The 11609-nt window shown below is 74.2% G+C and carries 11 protein-coding genes; 5 read left to right on the top strand and 6 right to left on the bottom strand.

The annotated features are described in order from the left end of the window. On the bottom strand, positions 1-1039 hold a 1039-nt coding region (locus ACFW1I_RS20955; protein WP_384672028.1), incomplete at its 3' end, for a serine/threonine-protein kinase. 288 nt (positions 1040-1327) lie between these two features. Here ACFW1I_RS20955 and ACFW1I_RS20950 point away from each other — a divergent pair. Further along, positions 1328-2953: an IS200/IS605 family accessory protein TnpB-related protein gene (locus tag ACFW1I_RS20950; protein WP_384672026.1), complete on the top strand. Its 1626-nt coding sequence runs from the start codon at positions 1328-1330 to the stop codon at positions 2951-2953. Positions 2954-2987: 34 nt separating this feature from the next. On the opposite strand, the gene ACFW1I_RS20945 is transcribed toward ACFW1I_RS20950, so the two are convergent. Continuing rightward, positions 2988-3878 (bottom strand): VOC family protein, encoded by an 891-nt coding sequence (locus tag ACFW1I_RS20945; RefSeq protein ID WP_384672023.1) that lies wholly within the window; start codon positions 3876-3878, stop codon positions 2988-2990. 243 nt (positions 3879-4121) lie between these two features. On the opposite strand from ACFW1I_RS20945, the gene ACFW1I_RS20940 reads away from it, so the two are divergent. Further along, on the top strand, positions 4122-4769 hold the full coding sequence (locus ACFW1I_RS20940) for a TetR family transcriptional regulator (RefSeq protein WP_360313073.1): 648 nt from the start codon (positions 4122-4124) through the stop codon (positions 4767-4769). Positions 4770-4902: 133 nt separating this feature from the next. Here the strand turns inward: ACFW1I_RS20940 and ACFW1I_RS20935 are convergent, their stop codons facing one another. Together ACFW1I_RS20935 and ACFW1I_RS20930 are read right to left on the bottom strand one after the other, a co-directional pair. After that, complete coding sequence (locus ACFW1I_RS20935; protein WP_384672021.1) at positions 4903-5388, bottom strand: nitroreductase family deazaflavin-dependent oxidoreductase; 486 nt, start codon at positions 5386-5388, stop codon at positions 4903-4905. Then, positions 5388-6593 carry an acyl-CoA dehydrogenase family protein gene (locus ACFW1I_RS20930; protein WP_384672018.1) on the bottom strand — a complete coding sequence of 402 codons (1206 nt, stop codon included), beginning with the start codon at positions 6591-6593 and terminating at the stop codon, positions 5388-5390. The genes ACFW1I_RS20935 and ACFW1I_RS20930 overlap by 1 nt, the downstream gene beginning before the upstream one ends. A 106-nt stretch (positions 6594-6699) precedes the next feature. Between ACFW1I_RS20930 and ACFW1I_RS20925 the strand changes: the two genes are divergently transcribed. From ACFW1I_RS20925 to ACFW1I_RS20915, 3 genes are read left to right on the top strand one after another with little or no spacing between them, the layout of a single operon-like run. Beyond that, the gene (locus ACFW1I_RS20925; protein WP_384672016.1) at positions 6700-7875 is read left to right on the top strand and encodes an acetyl-CoA acetyltransferase; all 1176 of its coding nucleotides are present in this window, start codon (positions 6700-6702) and stop codon (positions 7873-7875) included. Positions 7876-7932: 57 nt separating this feature from the next. Beyond that, positions 7933-8595 (top strand): pyridoxal 5'-phosphate synthase, encoded by a 663-nt coding sequence (locus tag ACFW1I_RS20920; protein ID WP_384672014.1) that lies wholly within the window; start codon positions 7933-7935, stop codon positions 8593-8595. 32 nt (positions 8596-8627) lie between these two features. Beyond that, positions 8628-8876 (top strand): SCO4226 family nickel-binding protein, encoded by a 249-nt coding sequence (locus tag ACFW1I_RS20915; protein ID WP_384672012.1) that lies wholly within the window; start codon positions 8628-8630, stop codon positions 8874-8876. Between the two features lie 42 nt (positions 8877-8918). Here the strand turns inward: ACFW1I_RS20915 and ACFW1I_RS20910 are convergent, their stop codons facing one another. Together ACFW1I_RS20910 and ACFW1I_RS20905 are read right to left on the bottom strand one after the other, a co-directional pair. Continuing rightward, complete coding sequence (locus ACFW1I_RS20910) at positions 8919-10772, bottom strand: AMP-dependent synthetase/ligase (RefSeq protein WP_384672009.1); 1854 nt, start codon at positions 10770-10772, stop codon at positions 8919-8921. A gap of 152 nt (positions 10773-10924) precedes the next feature. Continuing rightward, positions 10925-11542 (bottom strand): TetR/AcrR family transcriptional regulator, encoded by a 618-nt coding sequence (locus ACFW1I_RS20905; RefSeq protein WP_384672036.1) that lies wholly within the window; start codon positions 11540-11542, stop codon positions 10925-10927. Between the last annotated feature and the right edge of the window lie 67 nt (positions 11543-11609).

Raw genomic sequence — 11609 nt, 5'->3', positions numbered from 1 at the left:
GCACCGGACCGCCGGACTGCTCCGCCGGACCGGCGTGCCGGCCGCCCGCGTGCGCGGGCTCCGGGTCGCGCGGATCGCGGCCGTCGTACGGGACGGGCGGGCGCGGCGGCATCGGCGGCGGGGTGACCGGCGGCTGCGGGGCCGGCCGGCCGCCGCGCCGGGTCTCGATCATGGTGACGGCGCTCTCCGGCAGCCACGCGGAGGCGGTGCCGCTGTCGTCGCTGCCGGGACCGAAGAGGTGCGGGGCGAGCATGGCCTGGAGGTCGGCCGGGCTCGGCCGCTGGGCCACGTCCATCTGCATGCACGCCTCGATGAGCGGCCGCAGCTCGTCCGGCAGCCCTTCCAGGTCGGGACCCTCGCGGAGCAGCATGAAGACGGTCTCCACCGGGTTGGCGCCGTGGAAGGGCGCGTGCCCGGTGGCGGCGAAGACCAGCATGGAGCCGAGCGAGAAGACGTCGCTGGCGCCGGTGACGCTGCGCGAGTCGCGGGCCTGCTCGGGCGACATGTAGGCCGGGGTGCCCACGGCGACGTTGGTCATCGTCAGCCGTGTGTTGGAGACGCCGGACGCGATGCCGAAGTCGATCACCCGGGGCCCGTCCTCGACGACGAGCACGTTGGACGGCTTGAGGTCGCGGTGGACGAGCCCGGCGCCGTGGATGGACTGCAGGGCCTCGGCGACGCCGGCGGCGAGCCAGCGGACGGCCTGGGCCGGGAGCGGCCCGCACTCGTTCACTATCTCTTCCAGCGACGGCGCCGGGACGTACGCGGTCGCCAGCCACGGCACGGCGGCGCGCGGGTCGGCGTCGACGACGGCGGCCGTGTAGAACCCGGACACCGCCCGGGCGGCCTCGACCTCCCGGGTGAAGCGGACCCGGAACAGCTGGTCCTCCGCGAGCTCCGTGCGCACGGTCTTGATCGCCACGCGCCGGCCGGACGCCGACCGCGCGAGATAGACCAGACCCATGCCGCCCGCGCCGAGCCGGCCCAGCACCTCGAAGGGCCCGATGCGTCTCGGGTCGTGCTGCGTCAGCTGTTCCACTTGCCTGCCACCTCCCCGTACGGGCCATGACGGTACGGCCCTGGGGGCTGATTCTTCCTGTCCGGAGCCCTTGTTGCGAACCCGGGGGCGGATCGGAGTGGCGAACCACGCACCAGCGCGCGTGCATGAGGGTTTCCGGCAGGGGTGAGTGAGTACGCGGGCCTGTGGTCGGTGGCTACGAGAAGAAGGAGAACAGGGGTTCCGTCACCGAATGCGTGACCCTCCGGAGGGGTGGTCGTTGGCTGTGACGGGGGACGGGGTGTGCGGTCACGGCTGGGGTGATGTGTGGTGGGTGGTCTGCGGGCGATGGCGGCACCGTACGTGGCCCCGGGCCCTTCCGGTGTCACGATCCGTACCAGCCTCAAACAGCTGACGGCCCAAGACGCCGAGGTGCTGCGCCTGGTCGGCGCCCACCTCGGCTCGCTGGCCTCGCGCGACCTCAGACGCCGGTGCGAGGACGGGCTTGAGCACTCCGCGGAATCGTGGGCCGGGCGGAAGCGGGCGTTGACCGCGGAGTCGTCGTCGCGGTGGGCCGGGGCAGTGACCAAGGCCACGCACGAACAGTGGGCGCTTGCTCGGCGCAACCAGTGGGCGTACGTCCGGGATCTGGAAGCGGGAGTGCGGACGGTCGCGTACCGGTTGTCCCTGCCGGTGGGTGAGAAGGGCAGCGGACGGGCCCCGGGCGGCTACCGGTCGCGTCGGGAGTGGCACGCGAAGGCCCGCCGTCTGCGCGTACTGGAGGACCGGCTGGCGCGGGAGCGGGCGAACCACGGAGCCGGGCGGGTCCGGGTCGTCCGGGGCGGGAAGAAGCTGGCCCGGAACCGTCACCATCTCGACGCCGCTCAGCTCACCGTCGAACAGTGGCGTCGGCGCTGGGAGGCGGAGCGCTGGTTTCTCCAGGCGGACGGGGAGTCGGGCAAGCGGTTCGGAAACGAGACGATCCGCGTCACCCCCGACGGCGAGGTGTCCATCAAGCTGCCCGGGCCGCTCGCCGGCCTGGCGAACGCTCCGCGCGGCCGGTACGTCTTCGCCTGCCGTGCGGTCTTCCGTCACCGGGGCGAGGAGTGGGCCGACCGCGTCGCAGGCGACCGGGCGGTCGCGTACCGCGCCCACCACGACACCGCACGCGGACGCTGGTACCTGACCGCATCCTGGCAGATCCCGCCCACGAGGACCGTCCCCCTCGACGTCGCCCTCTCCCGAGGGGTGGTGGGGGTCGACACCAACGCCGATCACCTCGCCGCTTGGCGTCTCGACCGCCACGGCAACCCCGTCGGCGCGCCGCGGACCTTCGCGTACGACCTGTCCGGTACCACTGGCCACCGCGACGCCCAGCTCCGCCATGCCCTGACCCGACTCCTTCATTGGGCCCGCCGGCACGGGCTCGCGGTCGCTGTCGAGGACCTCGACTTCCAGGCGGAGAAGACCCGGGAGAAGCACGGCCGGCACAAGCGGTTCCGCGCGCTGGTCTCCGGCATGCCGGTGGCCAGGCTCCGCGCCCGGCTCGTGACGATGGCCGCAGAATTCGGCATCGCCGTCGTCGCCGTCGACCCCGCGTACACCTCCCGCTGGGGCGCCGAGCACTGGCAGCGCCCCCTCTCCACCACAACCCGCCGGACCACCCGCCACCAGGCTGCGGCGGTGGCCATCGGAAGACGCGCCCTGGGGCACCCGATCAGGCGTCGAACGGCACCGCCCCCTGCTCACCGGAGTGATGAGCAGGGGCATCGGACCGTCCAGGCCCGACCGGGCGCCACAGGGCGTGAGGAAACCCGCCCTCCTGCTCCCGGAACACACACACGATGTGTGCCACCGGACACGGAGGGAAAGCGGGCGACCAGGGCGTCCCCAACCGTTCGGGACGTCCGCAGTGACCAGGAGCGGGTCCGGTCCACGCTCCTGTCCCACTGGTGAGCGACGGTGTCACAGGTCATACGGAGCGGAACGCTCACCCCTCGGAGGGTGGCTCCGAGAGGGTGGAGGTGGGGGGTGTCGGGACGCCGAGGGGGACCGTGTCGGTGGAGAGGGCGGCGGACTCCCGGGGGGCGGCGAGGGAGTCGGCGGGGATGGGTTCGGCGAGGACGGCGAAGCGGGCGCCCTGGTTGTCGTGGAGGACGGCGATCCGGCCGTAGGGGGTGTCGGCGGGGGGTTCGGTGACGCGGCCGCCGAGGCGGACGGTGGTGGCGCACGCCTCGTCGCAGTCGCGGACGGCGAAGTAGACGAGGACGTGGCCGGGCATCTCGGCGGGGAAGGCGTCGGTGATCACGGCCCGGCCGCCGAAGGCGCTGTCGTCGCCGGAGCGGGAGCCGGGCGGGGACCAGACGCGGTAGTCGAAGCCGGGCTCCTTGCCCTCCTCGGCGGGGTCGGCCTGTCGGCCGAGCCAGCCGAAGACGGAGGCGTAGAAGGTGTCCACGGGCCCGGGGCGGCGGGTGTAGACCTCCATCCAGCAGAACGAGCCGGGTTCGTTCACGACCTCGAAGCCGTCGTCGTCGCCGGACTGGCGCAGGCCGATGACGGCGCCGCCGGGGTCGGCGGCGAGGGCGAGGACGCCGAAGGGGCCGACGGGGTACGGCTCCATGACCATCTGCCCGCCGGCCGCCTTCACCCGGGCGGCGACGGTGCCGGCGTCCTTGGTGGCGAGGTAGACGGTCCAGGTGGTGGGCATGCGGCCGTCCCGCTTGGGGAGGAGCCCGGCGACCCGGCGGCCGTCCAGCAGGGCCTCGTCGCGGTCGTCGTCGAAGGTCCAGCCGAAGAGCTCGCCGTAGAAGCGCTTGCCCGCCTCCAGGTCGGGGAGCTGCGCGTCCACCCAGCAGGGGGTGCCCTCTGTGTATACGGCCATGCCTCCACGCTAGGGCGGCGGGGGCGGGGGCGCGCTCCGGTGTGCGCCGTCCGGGGCGGCGGCGTCCACCGGCGTTGTCCACAGGCTGTTCATAAGAAGCGGTACGGGGCGGGGTGCGGGCGGCGTGGCCGGAACCGGTCCCGCGACCCGCCGAGGAGACCCCCGCCGACCTCGGGGAACGGGGTGCACCCCATTTGCAGTCGGCCGAATCGCGCGCCGATCCCCCCTCGGTAAGCTGACGGCATGACAGGACAAGTACGCACCGTCGACGGCCGCGTGGCCGGACGACGCGGCCAGGCGACGCGGCAGAAGCTGCTCGACTGCCTCGGTGAGATGCTCAGCTCCTCGCCGTACCGGGACGTCAAGGTGATCGACGTGGCCCGGAAGGCGGGTACTTCACCCGCGACGTTCTATCAGTACTTCCCGGACGTCGAGGGCGCCGTCCTGGAGCTCGCGGAGGAAATGGCGAAGGAGGGCGCCGGGTTGACCGAGCTGGTCTCCGGGCGCTCCTGGGTCGGCAAGGCGGCCTGGCAGACCTCCGAGGAACTCGTCGACGGCTTCCTCGACTTCTGGCGGAAGCACGACGCCATCCTGCGGGTCGTGGACCTCGGCGCCGCGGAGGGCGACAAGCGGTTCTACAAGATCCGTATGAAGATCCTGAACTCGGTCACCAACTCCCTGACGGACGCGGTGAAGGAGCTCCAGGCCAAGGGCAAGGTCGACAAGGAGGTCAGCGCCGCGGCGATGGCGGGCTCGCTCGTGGCGATGCTGGCCTCGGTCGCCGGCCACCAGAAGGGCTTCACCACCTGGGGTGTGAAGCAGGCCGAACTCAAGCCGAACCTGGCCCTGTTGGTGCATCTGGGCATCACCGGCAAGAAGCCGGTGAGATAGCCCCGACGTCACCGCCGGGCGGACCGCCCGGAGCCTTCTCCTTCACCCGTCCTGTCGTCGACGCCGACGCCGGCCGCCGCCCCTCGTGGGGCGGGACCGCCGTCGGCGTCGTCGTGTCCGGACCCTTTCCGGGTCATCTGCGGGTGAGGCGGAAGAGCCGGATCTCGCGGTCGATCCGGGCCTGGTAGGAGGCGTACGGGGGCCAGAACGCGAGGGCCGCCTGCCAGGCGGCCGCCCGGTCCTCCCCCGTCAGCCGTTCGGCCCGTACGGGGATGGTCTCGCCCTTCCAGCTGATCTCGGCGTCCGGGTGGGCGAGCAGGTTGGCCGTCCAGGCGGGGTGGCCGGGGCGGCCGAAGTTGGAGCCGATGAGCAGCCAGGTCCCCCGGTCGGGCTCCGGCATGCAGGCGAGTGGGGTGGTCCGGGTCCGTCCGCTCTTCGCGCCCTTGGCGGTGAGCACGACGCCGGGCAGCATCTGGGTGCTGAGCAGCGTCTTTCCCCTGCTCAGGCGGTGGACGGCCTTGTCGAGGGCGGGGATGACGTGCGGGGCGACGCGGGCGAAGGCCCGGGTCGAGGAGACCTTCTGGACGAGCCTCACCCCGATCTTCGTTCCGGTGGGCATCAGGCGGCCGCCCCGCCGAGGAGTCCGGTGCGTTCCGCCGCGCGGGCCCTGAGCCGTCCGGCGGGGCCGAAGAGGAGCTCGTCGGCGGCGGCGCGGCGGCCGTAGCGGTCGGCCTCGCGCGGCGGTACGGCTTCGCCCGCGGCGGCGCGGAGGATGTCGAGGGCCTGGGCGAGGGCGAGGGGGCCGCTCTCGGGTCCGGGCCCCGGTTCGCGGGCTGCGCAGTGGGTGAGCGTCCGGGCGGTCTCGATCCGGAGGTGCAGGTCGGCGAGGCGGTGCCGGTCGCGGGCGGTGACGTGGCGGAGGGCGCCGTCCAGGGCGGCGCGGGCGGCTCCGACGGCCTCGGCGGCGAGCAGGACGGCGGCGGCGCGGCCGGCGGCGGCGAGGGCGCGGGTGATGTCGGCGGGGTCGGCGGGGTCCTCGCCGAGCAGTGCGGCCGGGACGTCGCGGAGCTGGACGCCGGCCGGGGAGCGGGTGGGGTCGAGGCCGGCGTGCCGGGCGCGGACGAGTCCGGGGCCCGCGTCCTCCGTACGGACCAGGTAGAGGAGCGTACGGCTGCGGGCGAAGCCGCCGGTGTGGGCGGCGACGAGGAGCAGTCCGGCGCTGTGCCCGTCGAGGACCTGGTCGGCCTCGCCGTAGAGGAGCCAGCCGCCCGGGGTTCCGTCGGGGGCCGGGCGGGCCTGGACGCCGCCGGCCCGGCCGTCGCCGGACCAGGCGCCGGTGGTGTTGTCGCCGGTGAGCCCGAGGGCGTGGGCGAGGGAGCCGCCGGGGACGGCGAGGGCGCAGGTGAGGCTGCCGTCGGCGATGCGGGGCAGCAGGTCGGCGCGCTGGGCGGGGGTGCCGAGGGCGGCGACGAGGGGGGCGGTGAGGACGCCGGTGGCGAGGAGCGGGGAGGGGGCGAGGGCGCGTCCGGTCTCCTCGCAGGCGAGGGCGAGCCCGGGGAGGGCGAGGCGGGCGAGGCCGAGTTCGCCGGACATCCGGGCCCACAGGGCGGGGTCGTACCCCTCGGGGGCGTATCCCTCGGGGGCGGTGCCGGTCGGGGGGCCGGCGTGCTGGTCGAGCAGGTTCCGCAGGGTGCGGCGGATCTCCCGGTGCTCAGCGGTGAGCTGTTCTTCGGTGAGCCGCTGTTCTTCGGTGAGCCGCTGTTCTTCGGTGAGCCGCTGTTCTTCGGTGAGCGTGGCGGGGTCCGCGCCGTCGGCGGTGTCCATGGGGCTCCCTCCGTATCTGACGGGCCGTCATGCTAGGGCGGAGGAGGGACGGTTGCCCAGAGCGACGCGGGTCCCGATCGCGGAGATCTGATGTACCGTCAGATTCATGACCGCTTCCATGCGCACCGCTCCCCCCGGCCGCCGCCGGGTCGCCGTCGCCGGCGTCGCGCTCTCCGACTGCGGCCGGGTCGACGAGGCCACCCCCTACGCGCTGCACGCCCAGGCGGCCCGCCGCGCCCTCGCCGACAGCGGCCTCGACCGCTCGCTCGTCGACGGCCTCGCCTCCGCCGGGCTCGGCACGCTCGCCCCGGTCGAGGTCGCCGAGTACCTGGGCCTGCGCCCCACCTGGATGGACTCCACCACGGTCGGCGGCGCCACCTGGGAGGTCATGGCCGCCCACGCCGCCGACGCCATCGCCGCGGGCCGCGCCAACGCGGTGCTGCTCGTGTACGGCTCCACCGCGCGCGCCGACATCAAGGCGCGCCGCCGCACCGCCAACCTCTCCTTCGGCGCGCGCGGTCCGCTCCAGTTCGAGGTCCCGTACGGGCACACCCTGGTCGCCAAGTACGCGATGGCCGCCCGCCGTCACATGCACGCGTACGGCACGACCCTGGAGCAGCTCGCAGAGGTCGCCGTCCGGGCGCGGGCGCACGCGGCGCTGAACCCCGAGGCGATGTTCCGCGACCCGATCACCGTCGACGACGTCCTCTCCGGCCCGATGATCGCCGACCCCTTCACCAAACTGCACTGCTGCATCCGCAGCGACGGCGGCTGCGCGGTGCTGCTCGTCGCGGAGGAGTACGTGGCGGACACGCGGAAGGCGCCGGTCTGGATCCTCGGCGCCGGCGAGCACACCTCTCACACGACGATGTCCGAGTGGGCGGACTTCACCGTCTCCCCCGCCGCGGTCAGCGGACGCCTCGCCTTCGAACGGGCCGGCGTCACCCCCGCCGACATCGACGTCGCCGAGATCTACGACGCCTTCACCTACATGACGCTGGTGACCCTGGAGGACCTCGGCTTCTGCGGCAAGGGCGAGGGCGGGGCGTACGTCACGGACAAGTCCGCGGTGCCGGTCAACACGGACGGCGGCGGGCTCTCCGCCTGCCACCCCGGCATGCGGGGCCTCTTCCTCCTCGTGGAAGCGGTCCGCCAGCTCCGCGGCGAAGCGCCCGGCCTCCAGGTCCGCCGCCCCGACGGCAGCCTCCCCGCCCTGGCCCTCGCCTCCGGCACGGGCGGCTGGTTCTGCTCCTCGGGCACGGTGATCCTGGGCCGCGACTGACCGCCCTGCCCCGCCGGTCGTCGCGGGCCGTCGTCCCGCCCCGCCTACGCTCACCGCATGAGCGACTTCCATCACGCCCTGCGCTCGCTGCGCGTCTGGGACACCGAGCTGCCCGCGTTCGATCCGGCGACCGCCCCGCCCGAACCCCTCCCCCTCTTCCACGAGTGGTTCCTCGCGGCCGTGGCCGCCGGCCAGACCGAACCGCACACGCTCTCGCTGGCCACGGCCGGCGAGGACGGCCGCCCCGACGTCCGGACGGTGATGCTGCACGACGCCGACGCCCGCGGCTGGCACTTCGCCTCGCACGCCACCAGCGCCAAGGGCCGCCAGCTCGCCGCCCGCCCGGAGGCCGCGCTCGGCTTCTACTGGCCGGTCCAGGGCCGCCAGGTCCGTGTCCGGGGCCACGTCACCACCGCGAGCCGCGAGGAGGCGTACGCGGACCTGCACGCCCGCACCACCGGCGCCCTGGCCGCCGCCCTCACCGGCCGCCAGAGCGAACCCCTCGACTCCCCCGAGGCCCTCGCGGAGGCCGGCGACGCGGCCTGGCGCCGCGCCGAGGCCGAACCGGACGCCGACGTCCCCACCTGGACCCTGTACGTGGTCGAACCGGCCGAGGTCGAGTTCTTCCAGGGCGACGCCCGCCGCCGCCACCTCCGCCTCCGCTACCGCCGGGACCCCGGGGCCCCCGCCGGCTGGGCCAGGGAGCTGCTCTGGCCCTGAGGGCGCACCATGGAAAGGGAGGTGTGAGAACCATGGCCACCTACATGGACGTGCACCGCGGCATGGTCGGGATCACGAAGGACCAGCTCCTGGAGGCCCACCGCGCCGATCTCGCCATCGAGAAGGAGGAAGGGGTCCACTTCCAGAAGGCGTGGGCGGACCCCGCGTCCGGCACGGTCTACTGCCTGTCGACGGGCCCCTCCGCCGACGCCGTGCAGCGGATCCACCAGCGGACCGGTCACGCGGCCGACGAGATCCACGAGGTGCCGCTCACGGTGTGAGCGCGGCCCGCGGGGACGCCCCCGCGGGCGTCCCCGCCGCCCTCACTCGTACTCCGGCCCGTACATCTCCTCGACCTCCCGCGCGAAGTCCCGCAGCACCGCCCGCCGTTTGAGCTTCAGCGACGGCGTGAGGTGCCCCGAGGTCTCGGAGAACTCGGTGGTCAGCACCCGGAAGGCGCGGATCGACTCGGCCCGCGAGACCAGCCGGTTGGCGTCGTCCACCGCCTTCTGCACCACGGCGAGGAGTTCCTCGTCGCGGGCCAGCTCCCACAGCGCCAGGTGGTCCTTCCGCCGCATCCGCCGCCAGTGGGCGAGGCCCTCGTGGTCGAGGGTGATCAGCGCGGAGACGTACGGCCGGTTGTCGCCGACGACCATGCACTGGGCGACCAGCGGATGGGCCCGCAGCCAGTCCTCCAGCGGCGCGGGGGCGACGTTCTTGCCGGCCGAGGTGATCAGGAGGTCCTTCTTGCGGCCGGTGATGGTGAGGTAGCCGTCCTCGTCGAGGTCGCCGAGGTCGCCGGTGGGGAACCAGCCCTCGTCGGTGTACGGGACGGCGGTGCCGCGCTGCGCGTCCCAGTAGCCGGCGAAGACGTGCGGGCCGCGCAGCCACACCTCCCCGTCGTCGGCGATCCGCACGCCCGTGCCGGGCAGCGGCAGGCCGACCGTGCCGGTGCGGGGCGCGAGCGGCGGGGTGACGGTGGACGCGGCGGTGGTCTCGGTCAGGCCGTACCCCTCGAAGACCTCGACGCCGGCGCCCCGGAAGAACTCCGCGAGCCGCACGCCGAGCGGCGAGCCGCCGCAGATCACGTACCGCACCCGGCCGCCGAGCGCCGCCCGGATCCGCCGGTAGACCAGCGGGTCGTACAGGGCGCGGGCGGCCCGCACCGGGAGCGAGGGCGCGTCGGTCTGCCCGAAGCGGCGGGCGGCCCGCGCGGCCCGGTCGAAGGCGGCGCCCTTCCCGGATCGTTCGGCGGTGGCCCGGGCGCGGTTGTAGACCTTCTCCATCACGTACGGGATCGCGAGGAGGAAGGTGGGCCGGAAGGCCGCCAGGTCGTCGAGGAGGGCGTCGCCCTCCACCGAGGGCGCGTGCCCGACCCGTACCCGCGCCCGGACGCAGCCGACCGCCACCATCCGCCCGAAGACGTGCGACAGCGGCAGGAAGAGCAGGGTGGACGGCGGCTCGCCGCCCTCGGGGGCGAAGACCGGGTGGAGCAGCCGGATCGCGTTGTCGACCTCGGCGAAGAAGTTGGCGTGGGTGAGGGCGCAGCCCTTGGGCCGGCCGGTGGTGCCGGAGGTGTAGACGAGGGTGGCGAGGGTGTCCGGGGTGAGCAGTCCGCGCCGGGCGGTCACGGTCTCGTCGGGTACGCGCGCCCCCGCCTCGCGCAGCTGCCGCACCGCCCCGGCGTCGAGGACCCAGAGGTGGCGGAGGCCCGGCAGCTGTCGGCGCTCGGCGGAGACCGTCCGGCCCTGCCCGGCGTCCTCGACGACGCAGGCGACGGCGCCGGAGTCCTGGAGGATCCAGCGGGTCTGGAAGGCGGAGGCGGTCGGGTAGACGGGGACGGTGACGAGCCCGGCGGCCCAGGCGGCGAAGTCGAGGAGGGTCCACTCGTAGGTGGTGCGGGCCATCAGCGCGAGCCGGTCGCCGGGGCGCAGCCCGTGGGCGATGAGGCCCTTGGCGACGGAGTGGACCTCGGCGGCGAAGCGGGCGGCGGTGACGTCCTTCCAGCCGCCGTCCTCGGGGTCCTTCCGGGAGAAGACGACGGTGTCGGGGTGCTGCCGGGCGTTGTCGTACGGCAGGTCGGCGAGGGAGCCGCGGTCCACCCGGGGGACGAGGGCGGGCGCGGAGACCTCGCGCACGCGGCCGTCGACGCGGATGAGGGCGAGGTCGGTCGACACGGGCGGCTCCTCGGTCTGCGCGATGGACGTAGGTCGTGCGTCGTGGAGCGGAGGCGTGCGTGTGGAGCGGAGGCGTGCGGCGTGGAGCGGAGGCGTGCGGCCGTGCGGGTCCTGAGGTCTGACTAGCCGGTAACCTTACTGTGCGGTAAGGCTCAACGGGGAGACCAGCGTTGGTTTTTCATGAGGTTTCCGAGCCCGGACCAGGCGAAGTTCATCAGCGTGGCGGCCGCCTCGCGCGCGGTCACCCCGGGCGTCTCGTTGGCCCAGGTCGCCAGCGACTCGGCGGACCCGACCAGGGCCTGCGCCAGCGCCGCCACGTCCCGCTCGCCGATCGCGACCGGCCCGTGCGCGGCCCGCGCGGCCTCGCCGATCAGCCCGGTCACGAAGGCGGCGATCTCCTCCCGCATCCGCGCCGCCTCGGTCGCGAACGGCTCCCCCTGCGTCCGCGCGTGCCGACTGAGCACGGCCCAGGCGTCCGGATGGTCGGCGGCGTGCCCGAAGAACGCGAGCAGCCCCGCCCACAACCGCTCGTCCGGCGGCGCGGCGGTGTCGCCGACCACCTCGGCCACGGCCCCGAGCAGCGCCTCCGCCTCCCGCCGGATGCAGGCGGTGAACAGCTCCTCCTTGGAGTTCAGGTACAGGTACACCAGCGGCTTCGACACCCCGGCCAGCTCGGCGATCTCGTCCATCGACGCCGCCTGGTACCCCTGCCGCGCGAAACAGGCCACGGCGGCGTCCATCATCTGCCGCTCCCGCACGGCCCGCGGCAGCCTCTTGGTCCCCGCCACGTCTCTCCCCACCCCGTGCCCGCCTCGGTTTCCATGATCACCCGCACGC

It is taken from the genome of Streptomyces sp. NPDC058955, from assembly GCF_042741435.1.
Lineage (GTDB): Bacteria > Actinomycetota > Actinomycetes > Streptomycetales > Streptomycetaceae > Streptomyces.
The sequence above is the reverse complement of the archived record's forward strand: the minus strand, read 5'-3'. Positions and strand labels throughout refer to the sequence as shown.